The organism is Pseudomonas kielensis, assembly GCF_030505375.1.
In the GTDB taxonomy this organism is placed as follows: domain Bacteria; phylum Pseudomonadota; class Gammaproteobacteria; order Pseudomonadales; family Pseudomonadaceae; genus Aquipseudomonas; species Aquipseudomonas kielensis.
Genome location: NZ_CP130043.1, coordinates 4968199 through 4989563 on the forward strand (window position 1 = coordinate 4968199; position 21365 = coordinate 4989563).

The 21365-nt window shown below is 57.8% G+C and carries 17 protein-coding genes and 3 pseudogenes; 6 read left to right on the forward strand and 14 right to left on the reverse strand.

Annotation, left to right across the window (positions count from 1 at the left end; translation table 11 throughout):
* Window positions 1-26: 26 nt before the first annotated feature.
* Window positions 27-2153 carry a TonB-dependent siderophore receptor gene (locus tag Q1W70_RS23145; protein WP_166589596.1) on the forward strand — a complete coding sequence of 709 codons (2127 nt, stop codon included), beginning with the start codon at window positions 27-29 and terminating at the stop codon, window positions 2151-2153.
* A gap of 120 nt (window positions 2154-2273) precedes the next feature.
* On the opposite strand, the pseudogene Q1W70_RS23150 reads toward Q1W70_RS23145, so the two are convergent.
* The 6 genes and pseudogenes from Q1W70_RS23150 to Q1W70_RS23175 all read right to left on the reverse strand — a co-directional run.
* Window positions 2274-2396 (reverse strand): annotated as a pseudogene (locus Q1W70_RS23150) (LysR family transcriptional regulator); the annotation flags it as partial.
* Between the two features lie 126 nt (window positions 2397-2522).
* A complete protein-coding gene (locus tag Q1W70_RS23155) occupies window positions 2523-3224 on the reverse strand; it encodes a VIT1/CCC1 transporter family protein (RefSeq protein WP_166589597.1) in 702 nt (233 codons plus the stop codon).
* Window positions 3225-3227: 3 nt separating this feature from the next.
* The gene (locus tag Q1W70_RS23160; protein WP_166589660.1) at window positions 3228-4226 is read right to left on the reverse strand and encodes an FAD:protein FMN transferase; all 999 of its coding nucleotides are present in this window, start codon (window positions 4224-4226) and stop codon (window positions 3228-3230) included.
* Window positions 4216-6396, reverse strand: a complete 2181-nt coding sequence (locus tag Q1W70_RS23165) for a PepSY domain-containing protein (protein WP_166589598.1) — start codon at window positions 6394-6396, stop codon at window positions 4216-4218. Before Q1W70_RS23165 ends, Q1W70_RS23160 begins: the two co-directional genes overlap by 11 nt.
* A gap of 25 nt (window positions 6397-6421) precedes the next feature.
* Window positions 6422-6892 (reverse strand): DUF2271 domain-containing protein, encoded by a 471-nt coding sequence (locus tag Q1W70_RS23170; protein WP_166589599.1) that lies wholly within the window; start codon window positions 6890-6892, stop codon window positions 6422-6424.
* A gap of 72 nt (window positions 6893-6964) precedes the next feature.
* Window positions 6965-7288 (reverse strand): PepSY domain-containing protein, encoded by a 324-nt coding sequence (locus Q1W70_RS23175; protein WP_166589600.1) that lies wholly within the window; start codon window positions 7286-7288, stop codon window positions 6965-6967.
* A gap of 131 nt (window positions 7289-7419) precedes the next feature.
* Between Q1W70_RS23175 and Q1W70_RS23180 the strand changes: the two genes are divergently transcribed.
* From Q1W70_RS23180 to Q1W70_RS27365, 3 genes and pseudogenes are all read left to right on the forward strand, one after another.
* A complete protein-coding gene (locus tag Q1W70_RS23180; RefSeq protein WP_166589601.1) occupies window positions 7420-8079 on the forward strand; it encodes a response regulator transcription factor in 660 nt (219 codons plus the stop codon).
* Entirely contained in the window at window positions 8076-9413 is a 1338-nt protein-coding gene (locus Q1W70_RS23185) for a sensor histidine kinase (RefSeq protein WP_302098037.1), read from the forward strand. Before Q1W70_RS23180 ends, Q1W70_RS23185 begins: the two co-directional genes overlap by 4 nt.
* Window positions 9413-9753, forward strand: a pseudogene (locus tag Q1W70_RS27365) (3-ketosteroid-9-alpha-hydroxylase); the annotation flags it as partial. The gene Q1W70_RS23185 and the pseudogene Q1W70_RS27365, both read left to right, overlap by 1 nt.
* Here Q1W70_RS27365 and Q1W70_RS23200 read toward each other — a convergent pair.
* The 5 genes from Q1W70_RS23200 to Q1W70_RS23220 all read right to left on the reverse strand — a co-directional run bounded on the left by Q1W70_RS23200 (window position 9745) and on the right by Q1W70_RS23220 (window position 14245).
* Window positions 9745-9918 carry a DUF2256 domain-containing protein gene (locus Q1W70_RS23200; RefSeq protein WP_166589603.1) on the reverse strand — a complete coding sequence of 58 codons (174 nt, stop codon included), beginning with the start codon at window positions 9916-9918 and terminating at the stop codon, window positions 9745-9747. The pseudogene Q1W70_RS27365 and the gene Q1W70_RS23200 sit on opposite strands and share 9 nt — an antisense overlap.
* Window positions 9915-11453: a cryptochrome/photolyase family protein gene (locus Q1W70_RS23205; RefSeq protein ID WP_166589604.1), complete on the reverse strand. Its 1539-nt coding sequence runs from the start codon at window positions 11451-11453 to the stop codon at window positions 9915-9917. The genes Q1W70_RS23200 and Q1W70_RS23205 overlap by 4 nt, the downstream gene beginning before the upstream one ends.
* A gap of 61 nt (window positions 11454-11514) precedes the next feature.
* Window positions 11515-12225: an SDR family NAD(P)-dependent oxidoreductase gene (locus Q1W70_RS23210; RefSeq protein WP_166589605.1), complete on the reverse strand. Its 711-nt coding sequence runs from the start codon at window positions 12223-12225 to the stop codon at window positions 11515-11517.
* A 35-nt stretch (window positions 12226-12260) separates the two neighbouring features.
* Window positions 12261-12821 (reverse strand): GTP cyclohydrolase I FolE, encoded by a 561-nt coding sequence (gene folE, locus Q1W70_RS23215; protein ID WP_166589606.1) that lies wholly within the window; start codon window positions 12819-12821, stop codon window positions 12261-12263.
* A gap of 494 nt (window positions 12822-13315) precedes the next feature.
* Window positions 13316-14245, reverse strand: a complete 930-nt coding sequence (locus Q1W70_RS23220) for a LysR family transcriptional regulator (RefSeq protein WP_166589607.1) — start codon at window positions 14243-14245, stop codon at window positions 13316-13318.
* Window positions 14246-14424: 179 nt separating this feature from the next.
* On the opposite strand from Q1W70_RS23220, the gene Q1W70_RS23225 reads away from it, so the two are divergent.
* Window positions 14425-15453: an alpha/beta hydrolase gene (locus Q1W70_RS23225; RefSeq protein WP_166589608.1), complete on the forward strand. Its 1029-nt coding sequence runs from the start codon at window positions 14425-14427 to the stop codon at window positions 15451-15453.
* A 31-nt stretch (window positions 15454-15484) separates the two neighbouring features.
* A complete protein-coding gene (locus Q1W70_RS23230; RefSeq protein ID WP_166589609.1) occupies window positions 15485-16705 on the forward strand; it encodes an MFS transporter in 1221 nt (406 codons plus the stop codon).
* Between the two features lie 8 nt (window positions 16706-16713).
* Here the strand turns inward: Q1W70_RS23230 and Q1W70_RS23235 are convergent.
* From Q1W70_RS23235 to Q1W70_RS23245, 3 genes and pseudogenes are all read right to left on the reverse strand, one after another.
* A pseudogene (locus Q1W70_RS23235) lies at window positions 16714-16877 on the reverse strand (IS3 family transposase); the annotation flags it as partial.
* Window positions 16878-17096: 219 nt separating this feature from the next.
* Window positions 17097-17921: an HNH endonuclease gene (locus Q1W70_RS23240; protein WP_166589610.1), complete on the reverse strand. Its 825-nt coding sequence runs from the start codon at window positions 17919-17921 to the stop codon at window positions 17097-17099.
* Window positions 17922-17925: 4 nt separating this feature from the next.
* Window positions 17926-20169 carry an AAA family ATPase gene (locus Q1W70_RS23245; RefSeq protein ID WP_166589611.1) on the reverse strand — a complete coding sequence of 748 codons (2244 nt, stop codon included), beginning with the start codon at window positions 20167-20169 and terminating at the stop codon, window positions 17926-17928.
* Window positions 20170-21365 lie beyond the last annotated feature (1196 nt).

Below are 21365 nucleotides of genomic sequence, written 5' to 3' on the forward strand. Positions count from 1 at the left end.
TTGGCTATTCACTCAAGGTTTCCTCGATGCGTCGTACTCTGGTTTCTATCTGTGTGCTCCAGGCGTTTTCCGTTCCCTCTTGGGCGGAGCAAGCTTCAACTGATAAAACCACTCTGGAGTTGCAGGCGACTGACATCGTCGGTACCTCGGATTACGAAACAGCCCAAGGCCCGGTGGAGGGCTATCGAGCAACCCGTTCCGCCAGCGCGACACGAACCGACACGGCGATTCATGAAACGCCGCAGTCCATCAGTGTGGTGACCAAGGATGTTGTAACGGACATTGAGGCCACTCGCCTCCAGGACGCGCTGGACTATGCCGGCGGAGTAGGGCGGGCTAACAACTTCGGTGGCCAGGGGCTGACCACATTCACGGTGCGTGGATTTACGACTGGCGAGTTCTATCGCAATGGTTTTGCGATCAATCGTGGTTATCCAAACATGCCGGACGCGAACTCCATTGAGCGGCTGGAAGTGCTGCGCGGCCCGGCGACCACCCTCTATGGCCGGGGCGATCCTGGTGGCACGTTCAACGTGGTGTCCAAGCAGCCGCTGGCTGAACGCAGCGTGACGCTGGGCAGCCAACTCGACGATCAGGGAATGCAGCGTGGCACTCTGGATGCCTCTGGCCCGCTCGACGAGGAAGGCCGCCTGGCTTATCGCTTGAACGTGGTGGGAGAGGGGGGTGACACCTTCCGCGATCACGTCGAGACCGAACGTTACGGTGTGACGCCCGTTTTATCGTGGCAGGCCAACGACGACACCAAGGTGATCTTCGAAGGCGATTTCATGCGCAACAACCATCCACTGGATCGCGGTGTGACGCGCTATCCGAATCAGATCGGCACCGCGTCGCGTGACACGTTCTTTGGTGAAAAAGACGTCGGCAAATTGCACAACGACAACAACATGGCGCAGTTGCGTTTCGAGCACTTCCTCAGCGACAACTGGACATTGGGTGGTGGTTTTCAATGGCTCGATGGCACCTTGCAGGGCAATGCCGTTGAAGCCAATGGCGTAGCTGACGACGGACGCACGCTGGGTCGCAACTGGAACTATCGCAAGCTGGAGTGGACGGACAAGGACACCCAACTGAACCTCACCGGACATTTCTCCGCCGGCGGCTTCGATCACACCCTGCTGACCGGAGTCGAGTACGAGGATTACGACTATAAGTCCATTATCCAGCGCTCCAGCGGTGCGGTGAGTGCCTACCCGATTGATATCTTCAACCCGGTATATGGCCAGCCTCGTCCGGCCCTGACCCGCACGCCGACCAATGATAAGGAAAACCTCAAGACCTACGCGGCCTTTATCCAGGATCAGGTGGCATTGACTGAGCGCCTCAAAGTCTTGGCCGGCGCCCGTTTCGAGCGCTTCGAGCATGACTACGAAACCTTCGTGCCGGGTGGCAGGAGCTGGGAAGCGAGCGACAATGCGGTGACGCCACGTCTCGGCGTGCTCTATGACCTGACCGATACCGTGGCGGTGTATGCCAATACCGCGCGCTCTTTCAAACCCAATAGCGGAGCCAGCCGAGAGGGTGGTGGATTTGAGCCGGAAAAGGGCAAGTCCTATGAGATGGGAATCAAATGGGAAGCGCTGGATCGTCAGCTGAGTGTTGATGGGGCAATCTATCAGATTGAAAAACGCAATGTCCTGACCACCGACCCCGTGGACTCGACCTTCAGCGTGGCGGCTGGCGAAGTGCGCAGTCGTGGCTTTGATTTGAACGTGGCTGGCAATGTCACCCCTGAGTGGCGGGTGATTGGCGGTTATGCCTATGTCGATGCCGAGGTCACCAAGGACAATGTGATCCCGTCGGGCACCCGCCTGATGAACATTCCGAAGAACAGCTTCAGCCTGCTCAACGTCTACGAGTTCCAGAATGGCGGGCTAAGAGGGCTGGGGCTTGGCACAGGGTTCAAGTACGTCGGTGAGCGCGCAGGGCAGACGGCGAATACGGCGTTTTCGATGGGCAGTTACACCGTCGTCGATCTGCTCGGTTTCTACAAAATCAATGACAACGTCAGGCTGAATCTAGATGTGAAGAATGTGTTTGACCGGGACTATGAGGAAGGCGCCTTCGGAAATGTCTACGCTTACCCTGGTGAACCGAGAACCGTTCAGGTCGGCTTTTCTTACACCCTGTAGGCAATCCGGTGAATTGAGTTTGAACGTAAAAGGCCCTTCCTGGGCCTTTTACGTGGGGTGTGTGATGAGGTGCGTGGACCTAGGCGTCTCCTCAAACAAGATCCAGATCTTGGAGTGAGGTCATTTCTCCCACTGTTCCAGCAGTATCGAGACGAATTTTTCCGCTGCCGGAGACAGTGAGGCGCCTCTTCGGTAAACCAGTCCCAACGATCGGTTAACGATGGGCTCTATCAAAGGGACGCTCTACGTTTACCGCTCTGACTATTCCCGTGGACGTGACAGCAACCGGATCTACTTTACCTACGACATCGCTCTCTGGTGATCCCCCTATCGCGGCCTCGCTTGTGTTTTTTGCAGCCTCCAGGCGCGCTAGACCACCGCTCCGAACAACGATCCCACCAGCGCGGTGATGCCCATCGCCAACACCCCCCACACCGACACGCGCCACGCGCCGGTCACTACGCTGGCGCCCCCGGCCCTGGCCGCCACGGCCCCCAGGCTGCTGAGAAACACCAGTGACATGCCGCACAACCACGGCACCACGCTGTTCGCTGGCGCGATGAAAATCACCGCCAGCGGCAACGCGGCACCGACAACAAAACTGGCGGCGGAGGCGAGGGCGGCCTGCAGTGGCTTGGCGGTGAGGGTCGCGCTGATGCCCAGTTCGTCCCGGGCGTGTGAGCCGAGGGCGTCATGGGCCATCAATTGTTCGGCCACTTGATGCGCCAGTTCCGGCGATACGCCGCGATGCATGTAAATGTTCGCCAGTTCGATGTGTTCGGCTTTTGAGTCGTTGGCCAGTTCGGCCCGTTCGCGCGACAGATCGGCCCGTTCGGTGTCCGCCTGAGAGTGCACGGACACGTATTCCCCGGCCGCCATGGACATCGCACCCGCCACCAGTCCGGCCATCCCGGTGACCAGCAGCGTGGTGTGACTGGCGTTGGCGGCGGCGACGCCGATCAACAGGCTGGCGGTGGACACGATCCCGTCGTTGGCCCCCAGGACGGCCGCGCGCAGCCAGCCAATACGCTCACTGCGGTGTAACTCGGTGTGCCGGTGCATGAATTTCATGGTTTAGCGGGACTCACTGTCATTGGGCGGATCAAACGCACGGGTATCAATGTGCGCCTGCAACTGGCCGCCGACTATAGAAATCTCCTTGAACTGTTGACCGTCGTGCAGCACGAACAGCGTGTCCATCCCGCGTTCCTGAGCCAAACGTGGGCCTTCGATGTCCCCCAGCACCAGCAGCGCCGTGGCCCAGGCGTCGGCGAGCATGCACGAGGCCGCCACCACGGTGACCGCCGCCAGTGAGTTGCGCAGTGGGGCGCCGGTGACCGGGTTCATGGTGTGGGCGTAGGTTTGCCCATTCACCTCGACCCACTGTCGATAGTCGCCCGACGTCGCGATGGCGGCATCGCTGAGTTCCATCACGCCCATGACTTCACGCGTGCCCCGGCAGGGCTTTTCAAGGGCCACGACCCAGGGTTGCGCATCAGGCTTGAGGCCGCGGGCGCGCATTTCGCCGTCGATGCCCACCAGGTAGCGCGTGATGCCAAAACCTTCGAGGCAGCGGGCCAGTTCGTCGACCCCGAAGCCCTTGGCGATGCCATTCAAGTCAAGGTGCAGCGGCACACGTTTGCGCACCTGATTGCGCTGCGGATCCACCGTCAGCGCTGCGCAGACGGGTAGTCGGGGGCGCGCTGGCGTTGCGGTGAGCGCCTGTTCACTGACTGGCCGTTCGCCGGAACCGAACCCCCAGGCCTCCACCAGATCACCGACGGCGATGTCGAAAGCGCCGTTGGATTGCTGACTGACCCGCAGCGCGGCAGCCAGCACCGTGGCCAGTTCCTTGGGCACCGGCAGCCACTCTCGTTCAGCGGCGGCATTGAGGCGGTTGAGGTCGGAGTCGGCTTTCCACGTGGACATTTGCTGGTCCACCCGGCCCACGGCCTGGGCCAGGCGGCTACCGATTTCATCGGTGTCGACACCCGTATCGGCATAGAACAGTGCGGTGTAGCGGCTGCCCATGGTCTCGCCGTTCAGGCTGTAGCGTTGCCCATCAGTAGACATCTTCACGGTAGCGTCCTTGTGCCTTGAGAGTCAGTACACTCAGGTTGAGCGGCGCCAACACTTCATCCAGGGCCAGCATCACGCCTTTGGCCATTTCGCGACTGCCGCACACCAACACCTGAGCCCCTTTTTCAATCAACCGGCGCAAGGCCAGGGCATCGCCGATCAATCGGTCCTGCACGTAACTGCGGTCCTGAACCTGCGAGAACGCGGCGCGTAGCGCGGTCAGACGTCGGTCGGCCAGGTAACGGTTGAGCTCCGGTTCGTAGAGGAAATCCGACGCCGGGTTGCGTCCGCCCCAGTACAAATGCATCGGGTGTCGGGCCTTGTTGTTACGAATAAAACCGGCCAAGGGGCCAATCCCGGTGCCGGCACCGATCAGGATCACCGGGTGCGCGCCCGAGGCTGGACGAAATTGTGGGTTGGGCTGAATGAACGCTTCGATCGACTCGCCAATCGCCAGGCCGTGCAGGAACGCCGAACACAGACCACCTTCGTGTTTACGGACGCAGATTTCCAGCACGCCGTCGTCGGAACCGCTGGCCAGTGAGTAGAAGCGTGGTACGGGGCTACCCGGCGGTAGAATCCCGACCAGGTCCCCCGCCTGGAAGGCGGGTAATTCACCCGGCGCCTTGAAGCGCAGAATGTGGGTCGGCGCATTCACCTGCTCGCCGTAGACCCTGCATTCGTGCAATACCAGTTGATGCGTACGCGGCTGTTGCGGGGTGTGGACCAGGGTCAGATCATCTCCCAGCGCATCGCCTAATGCGTGCCCCCATCGTGCGAACTCTTGAGGGGACTGGCGATTGATTGTCTCCAGCCCCACTAATGCTGTGCCACCGGCCTGCACCAACGCATCGTGCACTTGATGGGCGTACTGACAGAATTTCGGAAACTGTCGATCCCCAAACCCCAGCACCGCAAACGGTAGGCCTGGCGTGAGGCCCACCCGGGTCAGCCGTGCCAGGAATTGCGACGCCGAGGCGGGGGCATCGCCGTCGCCATGGGTCGCGGTAAGAATGAACAGCCGTTGGGCGCTGCGGTAATCGCCTGTCCATTGATTCATCGCCGCGCTGTGCACCCGATGCCCGGCCCGGTGCAGGGCATCGTGCAGGGTGTTGGCAAAGCCCCAGGTGCTGTTGTTTTCACTGCCCACCAGAATCACGCTATCGGCGCAGTGAGCGGGGCTGTTGTGGCGGATGTTCGGGCCGGCCTTGCGGCGGCGCCACCAGAGCAGCATGCCGGTCACACTCATCAACGGTACGCACAGGGCGCACAGACCGAGCAGCAGGCCCAGCCACCAAAGGCCTTCACCGGTGTGCAACCGGTAGATCAGTTGGTAAACGTTGTGCATCGAGTCATGGGCTTGCCAGGACAACAGGGTGCCGCTGACCGGGTCCACGTAGCCGTCGCCCTGGGCCGTGCGCAAGGAAAACACGTCCTGCGGATTGCCGGGGCTTGGGTAGACCAGTTCGTGCAGGTCATTCAGGTCGATGGCCTGCAAGGCTTGCAGGTTCGCCACCGGCAACGCCTCGCCGGTGCTGATGTGAGTGGGGAAGGGGGGCTCGTTCTGACTGCCGTCGGCGATCAAACCGAAGGTGGTGGCAGACATGTAGAGGCCACTGAGGGCTGACAACAACAGCCCCAGCAAGGCCAGGCGCCCGACTTCAGCATGCCAGCGCTGGCTTAACGTACCCCGCAGTGGTCGCAGCAGATTGCGCCAGCCGCCCAGGCGTCGGGCCAGCAGTAAGGCGCCGGACACCGACAGGATCAACATGAACAGGGCGCCGGCGCCCGACACACCGTGGCCCGGCGTGCCCATGAACAGCGAGCGGTGCAGGTCTTTGACCCAGCGCGTGAAGGCCGACGGTGCATAGGGCGCAAGGCCCTGGCCGGTCAGTGGATCGACCATATCGGCCCCGGACTGACCGCCCTGGCTGTAGTAGACGATGACCGTTCCCGACGCGGTGCGCTGGATTTGCTCGGCGCCCCGATAGTGGTTGGCAATGCGCCCGGCCAATTGACCCACATTCAGTTGGCCGGCAGCAACAGGGGGGCTGTGCAGGCGTTCCAACGCTGGATCCACGGACAATATCGCGCCGCTGATGGCCAATGTCATGACCAACAGGGCGGCAATCAGGCCGGGCAAGGAATGCAACTGACGAAGCATGTTCAGCCTCCAGTACGTGCAGGTGCTACAGATCGTAAGTAAAGGAATCGACGTAGGTGTTGCCCGGCGCGGGGACGCTCGAACCCTTGGAGGTCAGGGGGACGCTGATGTCGGCTCGGGCTTCACGCTTGTCCTCCACGGCGCTGTCGATGCGGATCTGGTAGCCGGCATCAATCAAGGTGTCCGCCAACTCAACGCTGACTTTGAGGGTCTGCCCACTGCCGACACTGGCGCCGCTGACCCCGTCATACTCGCTCGGGCGCATACCGCTGCCCCGGGCCCAATCGGTCAGGTGCCGGTAGTACTTGGCCTTTTTGCCAGCCACCCAAAGCGTCTTCTGGTATTGGCCATTGGCGTCGGTGAGATAGATCGCCAGGTATGCATCGTTTCCGCTGTAGTTCTTCAGTTGCGTGGTCAGGGTCACTTCACGGGCCTGGGCCAGCCCCGGGAGGGCAATGGCACCGACCAGGCAGGTTGCAGCGATGATCTTTTTCATGAGGAAGTCCTGTTTGTACGATAGGGCGGGAGCCTGAACCTGCTTGCTGACAGCAACCTGAACGGCCATGAATCATTCGTGAGCCGGCTGGGCGAGGTAGTCCCCGGCGTCGCCGTCGTCACCGAAATTGATCTGCAACGAGCGCAAGCGTAGGGAGGCGGGGGCGTAGCGGGCTTCGATGGCGTTGCCCTTGCGGTCGGTTCCTTTGAGTTTGTAGCAACCGTCGTCGACCTTGATGCGCTGCACGCTCCAGCCCCATTGCTGTTCCACGTTCTGGCGCAGGGTTTCGCGTGGCTGCCAGTCGCTGACGGGCTCGCTGCAGTCGTCATCGGCCAGGGCATAAGCGCTGAGCAGCACGCTCAACAGGGCGGTACTGGCAATAAAAGCTGATTTCATGATCTGTCTCCTGTCGGGCCGGCGTGAGTGGCATACCCTAAGGTGCATTCCTGACAACCAGCTGAATCTTCAGATTCACGTCAGGCAAGGCGATTAAGGTGCTGCATGACAACGATCACAGGGGATGCAAGATGCGGGTTTTATTGGTCGAGGACGCACAGGGGCTAGGAGAGGCGGTACGCGAGCAGATTGCCGATGACGGTCACGCCGTGGATTGGGTGCAACGCCTGGACCATGCGCGCAATAGCGTACGCACGACGCCATACGACTTGATTTTGCTGGACCTGATGCTGCCGGACGGTCGCGGCCTGGATTTCCTGCGCCAGCAGCGCTTGGCCGGTGACGTGACCCCGGTGATCATCCTGACCGCCCAGGATCAGATCTCCGACCGTATTGCCGGTCTCAATGCCGGGGCTGACGACTACCTGGTCAAGCCGTTCGACCTGTTCGAACTGTCCGCCCGGGTTGCAGCCGTGGCCCGACGCTACAGTGGCAATCCCAATCCGCAGATCAGGCTCGGTGATCTGCAAGTCGATATGAGCGCCCGCACGGTACAGCGCGCCGGCGTCACGGTAGATCTGACGGCCCGCGAGTGGGCGCTGTTCGAGGCCTTTGTCCAGCGCCCCAGTGCGCTGCTGTCGAAGTCGCAGCTCGAGGAGCGCCTGTATGCCTTCGGCGCGGAAATCGAGAGCAATACCATTGAGGTCTACATCAGTCGCCTGCGCAAAAAACTCGGGCGCGAGCTGATTGAAACCGTGCGCGGCATGGGTTACCGGTTGATGCCCCTATGAAGTCTTCAAGCCTGCAAAAACGCCTCGGCCTCGGTTTGACACTGGGCATGACCTTGCTCTGGCTGGGAGCGACCGTTGGCGCCTGGCTGGTGGTGCAGCACGAGTTGAATGAAGCCTTCGACAGCGCGCTGGAGGAGACCGCGCAGCGCATCTTGCCTTTGGCGGCACTGGAAATCAGCAACCGTGAAGAACCACGAGATGCACAACACATCGCCACGCTGAAAATGCACAAGGAATACCTGACGTATCTGGTTCGCGATGCCAACGGCGAGATTCTGATGCAGTCCCACGATGCCAACCCAAAGATCTTCAACAAACGACCGAGCGAAGGCTTTTCCACCACCAAAAAGTACCGCCTGTACGGTGCTTCAGCGATGCGCGGAACACTGTTTATCGAAATCGCCGAACCGCTCGGCCATCGCCGTGAAGCGGCGCGCGAAGCGCTGTTTGCCTTGCTGTTGCCGTTGCTGGCGTTGATCCCCATCAGTCTGCTGGGCACCTGGGTGTTTGTTCGCATCAGCCTGCGCAGCGTGTTGGCCTATCGTCGGGCCGTGGAAGCGCGGGGCGTGGGTGACCTGTCTGCGATCAACGTGGCGCAACTCCCTGCGGAAATCGACCCGCTGGCCGATGCGGTCAACCACCTGCTTGAGCGTCTACGTAAGGCATTGGAGGCCGAGCGCAGTTTCACCGCCAACAGCGCCCATGAACTGCGTACACCGCTGGCGGCGACCCTGGCGCAGATCCAACGCCTGCGCCAAGAAGCGCCCGAGGGGCCGTTGCGGGTACGAGCGGCGAAGATCGAAAACTCCTTGCGTGACCTGGCACGGCTCTCGGAAAAACTCATGCAACTGGCCAAGGCTGAGGGCGGCGGGCTGTTGCCCGAAGCGCCTCAGGACCTGATTCCATTACTGGCCCATGTGGTCGACGAGTGGAACCAAAGCAGCGGGCATCGGATCGAGTTGCAATTGCCAACCCAGGCCAGTGTCTACTCGGCAATTGACCCGGATGCCTTCGGCATTCTGTTGCGCAACGTAATCGAGAATGCGTTGAAGTACGGCGCAGCAGACCAACCGATCAACGTCAGTCTCACCAATCAGGCGCTGCTACGGGTAACCAATGGCGGCCCGACGGTGCCAGAGTCAGCCTTGCAGCAACTGACCGACCGCTTTGTTCGGGGTAACAACCAAGCCAGTGGCTCGGGGTTAGGGTTGGCGATTGCCAAAACCATTGTGCAAGGCGTCGGCGCCAGTATGACCCTGACATCACCGGCGAAAGGTCGGGAGGATGGCTTTGAAGTGAGCATCCAGTTTTGCTCGGCCGAGGCTCCTCGCTGACCCTCTGCTTCGCCAACGTCTTTGAAGGTCACATCGGGCACCCGATTTTCCATGGTGACTCCGAGCGCCTGGGCGGCGACCTGATCGCGCCATCGGCCTACTACGGACCTGCTACCCACTTCACACAGATCAGCTTGATGTTCGGCGATGTACGTATCTACGCCATTTTGCTCAACAGCCACGTGCCGTGATGCCGAACAGCTTCGATTTACGTTTTGGGTGCATGGTCAAACGGGTCCCGAGCTGGACTGAAGAACAGAACCAGGAGGTGGCCAGGGCGTATGTCCAGGGCAATCGGGATTCGTTCTATCAGGACGTCGTGATCCGCCAGTCATCCATTTCCAGCAGTTTGGGAGGGGATGACATGACGTCCACTGCTCCTGCGCCGTTGGCAACGCTCCGAGCAGTAGCGCACCTCAGCCCAGCAGCGCGCCCATTTCTTGCGCCAGGCGAAAGGCAATCCGCAGACCGCACACGCCTTTACAGGCAGTTCACTCTTCTTCAAAACGACTCCCCCGCATCGAGTTTGGCGAGCAGTTGTTGGCCCCGTTTCCAGAGTCCTTGCTGCTTGGCCTCAGTCATCCGATCGAGGTTCTTGTAGACCATGCCCATACGCTGATTGCTGCGCAGAAGGTCGCCGTGACGCATTAGGAAATGCCAGTAAAGCGAATTGAAAGGGCAGGCGTCGTCCGTCGTGCTTTCACTGACTTTGTACGCGCAGTTTCGGCAGTAGTCGGACATACGCTTTATATACTGGCCACTGGCGCAGTAAGGCTTGGAGCCCAAGTAACCACCATCGGCATGCATGACCATGCCCAATGTATTGGGTAGCTCGACCCAGTCGAATGCGTCCATGTAGATCGCCAGGTACCAGTCGCACATCTGGCTCGGTGCGATGCCCGCCAGCAACGCAAAGTTGCCGGTCACCATCAACCGTTGGATATGGTGGGCATAGGCATGTTTCAAACTTTGGCCGATCGCCTGGCCCATGCAGTTCATCCTGGTGTCGCCTGTCCAATAGAACGCTGGAAGCGGCCTGCTGTTACCAAACAGATTGCCGCCGGCGTAGTCGGGCATTTTCAGCCAGTACACGCCGCGTACATATTCACGCCAGCCAATGAGTTGACGGATAAAGCCTTCGGCGGCGTTTAATGGAATTCTGTGCGACCAATACGCCGCCTCGACGTCGCTGCACAATTGACGCAGATCCAGCAGGCCAATATTCAGCGCGGCGCTGATCCGTGCATGGAACAGGAAAGGTTCATCACTGGCCATCGCATCCTGGTAGTCGCCGAAGGCTGCCAACCCCCAGTCGAGGAAGTAGTCCCACAGCGCTTGGGCATCGGCGTGAGTCACCGGGTAGTCAAAGGTGTCGAGGGCGCCGTAGTGGCTGGAAAAGTTTTTTGCGACCAGCGCCAGCACGTCCTGGGTGATTGCATCGGCCGAAAAACGGAGGCGGGAGGGGGCTCTAACGCCTTTAGGCAGTGCCTTGCGATTTTCGGCATCAAAGTTCCAGGCGCCGCCGACCGGGCTGCCATCGCCGTTGAGCAACAAGCCACTCTTGCGTCGCATCTCGCGGTAGAAGAACTCCATGCGCAGCTGCTTTTTGCCTTCGGCCCAGGACGCAAACTCGAGTCGGGTGCAAAGAAAACGGCTATCGGTATGCCACTGGATCGCCAAGCCGCAATCTTTGAGCGACTGCTCCAGGCGCCAGTCACCGCATTCTGTCAGGTGCAACTCATCCGGTTGCAGCAACGACTGCCAGCGCCGCAACTCGCCCGGCATCGAGCCGCTGTTTTGCGGATCATCAAGCGTGACGTATTGCACGCGGATGCCACGCTGCTGCAACGCCTCAGCAAAATGACGCATCGCACTGAAGATCAGTGCGATTTTTTGCGGGTGATGGGGCACATGACTGGCTTCCTCCATCACTTCGACCAGTAAAACCGTATCGCGCTGGCTGTCCAGCCCCTTCAATGAGGCCAGGTCAAAAGACAACTGGTCGCCCAAGACCAGGCACAGTCGGTGAGTCTTGTTCATTCGACAGCGTCCAACGGAAGGTGACTCACCAAGGCGCAGTCAGCGAGAACGGAATGCGTAACTACCACGGTAGGCGTTCTGCGTTATAAGCAAAGAAATTGCCGCTGTCGGCAGGCGCCAAGCGGTCAATCAGTGATAACAATTCGCGGGCAGCGAGGCTTGCAGGCCTGGCGGCGCAAGCGCCTTTAAAGGGCTGGGACAGGCCCGAAATGACCGTGCCTGGATGAAGACTCAGCAAGCGCGTCTGAGGGCGTGTTCGTGCTAGTTCAATCGCCGCCGTTTTAATCAGCATGTTCAACGCTGCCTTGGAGGCGCGATAGGCATACCAGCCGCCCAGACGGTTATCGCCAATACTGCCGACCTTGGCGCAAAGCATTGCCATCGCACCACGAGGGTCAAGCAAGGGCAGGAAGTGGCGCAAAACCAGTGCAGGCCCGAGTGTGTTGACTTGGAATATTGCCTGAAGCGCATCCGCTTCAATGGAGGTGTAACTTTTTTCAGGCTTGATGTCTTCGCGATGAAGCAGACCGGCAGCATGCAAAATCAACTGATACGGGGCTTCTTCGGCTAATTCGGCGGCTGCGCTTGCGATACTGTCGGGCTTTTCCAGATCCAATCCTGGAACACTATTGCGCCCCAGCTCACGAACCACCGAGCATCCTGGATCTTCGTTGAGCCACTCACAAAACGCCGCGCCGAGCGCTCCACTGGCGCCTATCACCAAGGCACGGTAGCCCTCGCCAAGGGAGTTCATCCTGAAGGAACTGTTCATTTAGCCTCTCCGCAGACAGACGTGATCTATTGGCGCTAAGCGCGTCGCCCTATCAGTTGCAGGAACTCGTGACGCGTAGCGGACGAATCGCGAAAGGCGCCCAGCATCACCGATGTAGTCATCACCGAGTTTTGCTTCTCCACGCCTCGCATCATCATGCACATGTGCTTTGCCTCAATAACCACAGCCACACCGGCCGCATCGGTGATGTGATGGATGGCATCCGCAATTTGTTTTGTGAGGTTTTCCTGGATCTGCAAGCGGCGAGCGAACATATCGACGACTCGGGCGACCTTTGATAGACCCAGTACCCTGCCTGTGGGGATGTACGCGACATGAGCCTTGCCGATGAAGGGCAGCAGGTGATGCTCACACAATGAATACAGTTCGATGTCGCGCACGATGACCATTTCATCGTTTTGCGATTCGAACAGGGCACCGTTGGTCACGTCTTCCAGACTCATCGTGTAGCCGTTGCACAGGTATTGCATCGCTTTGGCTGCGCGCGTGGGCGTGTCCAGCAATCCTTCACGCTCAGGATTCTCGCCTACGGCGACGAGAATTTCACGGTAATGCTTGGCTATTGATGGGTTCATTTAGACTCCTCGCAGCCATGCTGCGCTTGATGTGGCGGCAATCCTTGGCAGTCGGAGAGTGCCTGCTGCGCACCAGAAAACACGTTGTTCACCCGATCAGCTATGACCCAGGTGCACACAGCGACGGCGGCCATCAGGGTGAGGAAGCCACGCCAGATGGGGGCGCAAGCGGCAGAAGAGGCGATAACCTAAAAGCAGCAGCGGTCGGATGGCACACCATGTCAGGGGCGATGCCCAAAACCCTACAAAGCACAGCGTCAGTGGCCAATCCTTTTTATTGTACATCCACTGCTGTCTTGTATAGGTTTTGTATAAGATAGGCTGAAAGAAAAGGACTGACAATGGGCTCTATTCATTTGCCGCGAGATTGGCCACTACTGCCCATTCGGAAGTGACGACAGCCTGGCGAGGTGCGAGCGCAGCAGATGCATAGCAGAGTGGCACGCATCGCCAAAACCCTTTACGGGCGTTTTTTTTGTATAGGTTATGTCTGCTCACGCATCCCTTGAAGTCACGATGCCATCGGGTGGCAGCCGATCCACCCGTAGTGCATCAACGACTAGCGAAAAAGCCTGGGAAGGCTGCCGGCGGCTGGGGTAGTACAGATGGAAACCGCCGAAAGGCTCACACCAGTCTTCCAGCACCCGTACCAGGAGTCCTTGAGCCAGTTGCGAGGAAAATTCGTCCTCGGGCAGATAAGCGATGCCCAGCCCGCTGACCGCGGCATCGGCGATATGGGTAGTGGAGTTGAATACCAATTGGCCAGCTACCCGCACTTTCAGCTTCTTGCCCTGGCGCTCGAATTCCCACGCGTCCATGCCGTCATAGGTGGGGAAGCGTATGTCGATGCAGCGATGTGTTGCCAGATCGCGAGGATGTTCGGGAGCGGGGTTTCGGGCGAAGTAACTGGGCGCTGCCACGACCGCCATTCGTATCGCCGGGCCGATGGGCACGGCAATCATGTCTTGGGCCACCGTGTCACTGAAGCGCACGCCGGCATCGAAGCGGTCGGCGACGATATCGCGAAAGCCATAGTTGATATCGAATTCCAGCTTGATATCCGGATACATCTGCAGCAGTGGCGTTAGCTTGGGCAGCAGCGTGGTCTTGATGATGCTGTCACCGCAGGTGATCCGCACCGTGCCGGCCGGTTTGTCGCGCAACTCAGTCAAGGCTTCCACTTCGGCTTCGATTTCATCAAAGCGATGGCCCACAGCTTCCAGCAATCGCTCACCCGCCGTAGTCAGAGAAACGCTGCGCGTGGTGCGGGTAAGCAAGCGAATTTTCAGACGTGCCTCCAGGGCCGAAACCACCTGACTCACTGCCGATTGGGTCACCTCAAGTTGAACTGCCGCGCGGGTAAAGCTGCCCGTGCGCGCCACGGTGACGAAGGCCAGCAGATCGTTGAAATTGTGTTTAGCCACAGCGATGTACTCAGGCGATTGATTAGCTAGGCTTATATCCGAATTAAGTATTCATTAGCTAATCAAAATCTCTTGGTTCAGCAACAATAGCTGGCATCCCAACCCTGCCTGCGGGGAGAGGGCAGAGCCTTGCGCTAACTGCCTGCTTCGCCGTTGGCTTCCTCTGAAAAAGATGCCCTATGAAAAGCCTTCTCGTAATGCTCGGGTTTATGTTCTGTTCACTCACCGCTTTAGGAGCCGATATGTCCAACGGTGCAGATAATTTCTTCAAAAGTGACAAGGTGACCATGCAGAAGGTCAGCTTCAAAAATCAGTATCAGCTCAATGTGGTGGGCAATCTTTTCGTCCCTAAAGGTCTGGCCAACACCACCCGCAGCCCGGCCATTATCGTTGGCCACCCCATGGGCGCGGTAAAGGAGCAAAGCTCCAACCTTTATGCGCAAAAACTGGCGGAAGAGGGCTTCGTTACCCTATCGCTGGATTTGTCGTTCTGGGGCGAAAGCGAAGGCAGCCCACGCAATGCGGTGCTGCCGGACGTATACGCCGAGGACTTCAGCGCCGCCGTGGATTATCTCGGCACGCGCCCCTTTATCGACCGTGAGCGCATCGGCGTCCTGGGTATCTGTGGCAGCGGTAGCTTCGTGATCAGCGCGGCCAAGATAGACCCACGCATGAAAGCGATCGCCACTGTCAGCATGTACGACATGGGCGCCGCCAACCGCAACGGTCTCAAGCACTCGCAAACCCTTGAGCAGCGCAAGCAGGTCATCGCAGCGGCGGCCGAGCAGCGTTATGTGGAATTCACCGGCGGCAAGACCGAATACACCGGTGGCACCGTACAGGCGCTCAATGCCGACACCCACCCCATTCAGCGCGAGTTCTTTGATTTCTACCGCACCCCGCGCGGTGAATTCACGCCGGCCAGCTCCACCCCGCAACAGACCACCCGCCCGACGCTGAGCAGCAACACCAAGTTCATGAATTTCTACCCATTTGTTGATATCGAGAGTATTTCGCCCCGCCCGATGCTGTTTATAACAGGCGCAAACGCCCACTCCCGCGAGTTCAGCGAAGAAGCGATGCGCCTGGCCGGAGAACCTAAAGAGTTGGTCATCGTGCCCAACGCAGGCCATGTCGATCTGTATGACCGGGTCGATCTGATTCCTTTCGCCAAGCTGACCCAGTTCTTCCAGGATCATCTGAATTAACGGGCAGGCACCATCAAGGCTTTTCAACACGATGAACAACACTTGCACTGACACCCACCCGAGCGCCAATTCCACCCGCGAATCAGGACCCCGTGCGGGTCACTGGGGCGGCGTTTACGCGATGACATTGTGTGTATTCGCGCTGATCGCATCGGAGTTCATGCCAGTCAGCCTGCTGACGCCATTGGCAAACGACCTGCAGGTGAGCCAAGGCTTGGCAGGGCAGGGGCTTGCCATCTCTGGCGCGTTTGCGGTGTTGGCCAGCCTGTCCATCAGCTGGATCGCCGGCACTCTCGATAGAAAGACGCTGCTTTTGGCGCTCACTGGCTTGATGGCGGTGTCGGGGGCTGTTGTGGCACTTGCTCCGAACTACCCGATCTACATGGTTGGGCGTGCCCTCATTGGTTTGGTGATTGGCGGCTTCTGGTCGATGTCGGCAGCCACCGCGATGCGCCTGGTTCCGGCCACACAGGTGCCCAGAGCGCTAGCGATTTTCAACGGCGGCAACGCGCTGGCGACGGTGGTGGCCGCACCGATGGGCAGTTATCTGGGCTCGGTAGTGGGGTGGCGCGGGGCGTTTTTCTGCTTGGTTCCGGTGGCGCTGATTGCCCTGGTCTGGCAATGGATCAGCCTGCCAAGCATGGCAGCGCAGGAGCGTTCGCCAGTGGGGGGCAATGTTTTCAAACTGCTGAGAAATCGCACGGTGGCGTTAGGCATGGCCGCCAGCGGCCTGTTTTTTATGGGCCAGTTTACGCTGTTCACTTACCTGCGCCCATTTCTGGAAACGGTCACCCTGGTCAACGTGTCGACCCTTTCTCTGCTTCTATTGGTGATCGGTGTGGCCGGCTTTTGTGGCACGGCAATAATCGGTGTGGTGCTGAAGCGCAGCCTCTACGGAACCCTGGGTACTATCTCACTGCTAATGGCCCTGATTGCCTTCGCGCTGATTCCTGCTGGCACTTGGGTTATGACCGTGGCGTTGCTGCTGGGGCTCTGGGGATTTATCGCGACGGCTGCGCCAGTGGGCTGGTGGAGCTGGATCGCGCAGGCCTTGCCCCATCACGCCGAGGCGGGCGGCGGACTGATGGTGGCGATCGTGCAATTAGCCATCGCAGTGGGGTCCACCGTGGGTGGCGTACTGTTTGATACGCTCGGCTACCAGAGCACTTTTATCGCCAGTGCGTGCTTGCTGATGCTGGCCGCGTTGTTGACCTTTCTAACCTCACGTTTACTGGTGCCGTACACTGGGTGAGCGTCCCTTGTCTGAGAGCGCAGACCTTCAAGACGCATAGGCCTCGTCACACGATGGCGGCCGCAATCTTCGGTCGTCTTTAACCGCGGGCAGATTGCGGCTCAGACAACCAAGCGTAATAACCACTGGGGTGGACCTTCAGCGTCAGGCAAAGCCGTCGTATGGAATAGTCGCCCGCTCACTGCTCGATAAAGTACTTTTACTGCACTACTCCGTGTTGTGCTTGATAGCACCTGCAGTGAAATTGGCACTGCCAATCAAGACCTCTCAGCGGGTGCCCGCCCTGACCTAGTCAGAGTACAGAGATGATCTTGGCGTGGGACCAGGTTTTACCTTCTTCGGTCAGCAGTTTGCGCATCAGCGGTATGTGCTTCTGAGCGATCTAGGAACTTCAGGTGTGCGTACCTGTAGGATGGCGCTTCGTTCCAGCAGTCTGCTTCTTTTTGATTGGCTCCTGGGGGATCACCCACAACGCGCTGGCTCTATCCGCGTCATTCAACCGCTGGGCGACAGTCACTTCCACGGCGGCTAGGAAGGCTTGAAGGGCGGGGCGGGTAGGTGATTGTCGATCAACGTCAAGTTCGTCCAGTGGCCGTAACCAATTCGCCAGTTGTGGGCAGTTACGCTTGAGGTTTTGCTTGCCCACCACTTTGCTGAGCAACGCTGTACACAATTGACGCCCTTGGGGCGTGAGGCCTTGATAAGTAACTAGTTCCTGTCGGTTGGTTTCCATGCGCACAAAGCGGATGTGATCGTCATAACGATGATAGAAGGGGTGAAAGAAACTCATCGCGGCAGGCAAAGGGTAACGCTCGTGGGGCCCTGTGGACTTGCCCCAGTCATCATTGGCTTTCATTGCATTGCAGTCATTGCACGCAATGGCGAGGTTACGGGTGTGGAGTGCAAATTGCGGGTAATCATCGCGCGGCAAGATGTGCTCAATTGGGCTGGCATGGGCATTATTTATCAGCCATCGCTTGCAATAGCAGCAGCGAGGTTCCTGCCGAGCCTTGAGGTGATCGCGCAGAATAGCCTTGAGGTTTTTGCTCACGGCGTTATCCGTATCGCCAAGACGAGCCCAAACGTCTTTTTCTTTATTTTTTGCAGCGCTGATCAATTCACGTACAAGCGCCAGCCGGGCAATTCGTTGGGCCTTGCGCTTTTCGGCGGCGCTGAGTTTCGGTTCGGTGGCGTTGGCAGATTTTTCGTTGCTCATGCATTCACACCCTCTGCGCGAATTTGAACGTCTCTGCAATCGCCTCTCGGGCGCGCTCGATCAGTTGCTGGTCGTGCACATATCGCGGGTCCTGGGGGTTACCCGAGCTCGACATGATCTCGTCCAATTCGTCCAACTCGGCCTGGAGTTTTTGTTGCGGATCGTCGTAGCTTTCTTCGCTGAGGTTGATTTCCCGAATGGCCTTGGCTACTAGGGCTGCACAACGTTCGGCGATTTCACGATTGTGCGGCGTATAGGTCTCGAACCCTTCCAGCAAAATAGTTTCCACCGAGTGACGTTCTTCAGGAGGTACCGGGAAAAGCTGTTGTTTTTTTGCCAGAAAGCACTCGCTGATGTTGTCTTGCGCGTTGGCGATCAGCGTGGGTGAGTGGGTGGCGATGACGAACCGCGTTTGCAGGGCGCGTGCAACCAGGCTGAAACAGCTGGGCAGTAATTGTTGCCAGCGAACATGCAGGCTGATTTCCGGCTCGTCGATGAGTAGAACCTTTCCGGGGCCAGCGCTTGCCATTACTTTGCCCAGAAGCAACAGCACCTGTTGCTCGCCGGAGCTCAAATCGTTGAACCGAGCCATGTGCAAATAGCCCTTGCGCGACAGCGCAAGCGTCATGCCTTCAATTGGTACCGCTTCGTTCAAGGCCTGTGCCAGGGGGCGAACGCGTTCGAACTCAGCGTCCGCCGGTGGCAACTGACCGAAAAGCTCAATGGGGGCCAGATAGATTCGGCCCTTGAGGCTAAGTAATTCGAGCATGTCTTCGAATAACCGGGCACGGTCGGGAAGGGCGAACGCCTTTTTCAGAAACTGGAGCAGTTTTTTCTCAATGGCCTGGGCTGAATGGCTTTGCGTGCTTTTATTACCCATATAACTGTAGAGATCCTTTACACCCTTGCGCGGGAAACGATCTGCTGCAACGCTGACAATCACCGCACAAGGCGTTCTGTATTCCAGCAGATGGTTTGCCAAGGCTGCTAGCAACAAGCTTTTGCCTGCGCCGTTATCCCCAATGATATAAGCGCACAAGGGATTTTGGCCGGCCTTGTCCAGCGCTTCCACTAATTGATGCTTGTCCAGCAGCGAAAAGGCATTCTCGATAGACGCTCCTGCAGGTACATGCTGCTTGCTGAAGGGTTTTTCCAGTACCGTTCGCGAGTCATGAACCGCGCAAATACCGTCAACGTCGCGGTAACCGTTGTGGAAGTATTTGCCGAAAAGCCCCTGCAGCATGCCCAGGCGCTCCTGGGGAAACTGCCCAATGCGAAATTTCGTCGGTGAAGCCCACAACTCGCACACCGCACAGGCAAACCAGGCAAGTTGCTCCCCGCTGATACCGGGAAGATTCAGCAGCAGGTTGCGGGTGTCGATATAAAGTGTCTTTCTGCCGTGAAATTTTTCGACGGTCAGCAGCCAGGCGCGCATGGGCGTAGGTTTGCCTTTGGCGTTGTAGCTGGTGAATTCAAACGCAGCCTCGAATAAATCGTCAGCATGTAGCTTTTGCCGGAGTTCGTTAAGTACAGCCAATTCCGCACCAGGCGTGTGCTTGAACATGAACAAAGTGCGCCCGGTCAACGCTCCCGATTGCAGCCGTTTGTACAGCTTATCGAGTGGGGCTATTTCACCAGCGGGAAGGTCCAGCAACGTCAGGCATTCGTTAACGAACTCATTTGGTTGGTCGTTGAGAGACTCGCTTTCAATTTGATGTACCACAAGTCTGAGACAGGTTAAGTCCTGGAATGTTTTTCTTTCCGGTGTGTATCGGTAGAGCGGCTTGTTCCTGTCCCTGTCTAGCTGACGATGCACAATAAAGGGCTCACCGCTGTATGCCTGCAGCTCTATCAAGCCGTCATTGCGCGCCAAGCCATTGGCAAATGCTGCGCTGATTTCAGCATGCCGACGGTCGACACCCAACTGCGCCGCAACCCGGTAGAACAGTGCGTCGAACAGGGCTAGGCGCTCATCACTATCCAAGTGATCCAACGTGATGTTTATCAGGTAATTCAACGGTTGGTGAACGGCGCGGTGACGTGAGGAAAGATTATCGTCTCGCTGACAGTAGTCCATGAGCCGTTGTGCTGGATCATCGTCGTAGTCAGCTCTGCGCCCGTCGACAATCTGGACGGCGACCCAATAAAGCAGCAGTTGCTGGAAATCCAACTTAGTCATGTCTTTATCGAGCTGTTGTTCTGCCGAGGACTTGAGCAACCTGTTCAGCCAGAGAAGGCTTTCATCCATGAGTGTGTTCCGAGTTCGTAAAAGGCGCGAAAATTTAGGGGAGTCAAAATAACATCAATAGTAGCGAATCAGATCATTAACACGAAGTACATGGCCCGTTGACAGAGTGGACGTCAGAAGCGGGTTTGTCGAATCAGTACCTTATGAGCCTCATGAACATACCTAACATAACACTATATTTAACATAATATACATTATGCGAACCGACAGATATGAACCTATGGGGCTCTGGTAGTTGTGGCCCCCCCTTAAAGATGGCGCCTTAAGTGGCGCCACCCATTTTATTTCGAAAGCCTTGTAGGCCGTGCCTCTGCGAACATTCCTCACTCTCGGAGAACGCCATTTCAGTGCTTTTTAATCTGGCGGAATAGGCCCTAACACATGGTATGACTACTTTTTGTTAGTTCGGGATGCCGTATGCCGCGTAGAAATGCTTCCACGCGTCCTAGTAAACGCCCATTTCGAGCATGTTGCCCCAGTGCAATAAAGAGCCCGAATGCACGACATCTTTTAAAACTGGCTGAAACCTTTAAAAATGACCCCGTCTGTAGCCCAATGAATACGCCTAGGTAGTCTAAACTTCGCCTGCGCGATGAAGGCTAATCTTGGTTGAGGGCGTGCAACACCGGCGTGCGTTGCGTGGATAAACATTGGAGCGAGCGACCGATATGTCAGCTCAGAGAGATTCAAGCAGGGAGAACGCTATATAGACGGAAGGAGCGTATCTAAAGGTGTATTCCAGACTGAAGCTTCGAAGAAGCTTCATTATAAAATCACTAATAGTTCTGGATTACAAGAGTATTTCTTATGGGCTGACAACTGGTTGTTCAAGATGCCCCCCTCATTTAAAAAGCTTTTAAAAATGATCGAAACCTTTAAAACTGGTCAGGCCCACTAATTATGGCGGTTGCTGCCGTGCAGTCCGTATTATTAGGATGGTGCAGCTATAACACTTTTAAAAATGGCTGAATCTTTTAAAAGTGGCCCCTTAGGTTATGGTTATAGTGAAGACTAACCCCCCCTATATAAAGGGCTATTTGCGCCCCTCAACAGCTGGGTAGTTTGAGCACGGAACCCGCACAGTTCGGGGCTTGTGGCCGTGCAGTCGGCGTTTCTCCGCCAGGGCTCGGTCAAAACTGTCAATATATAACTAATTAGTATTTAGTTGTTTGATCATCAGTCAATCTTTGAAAGAT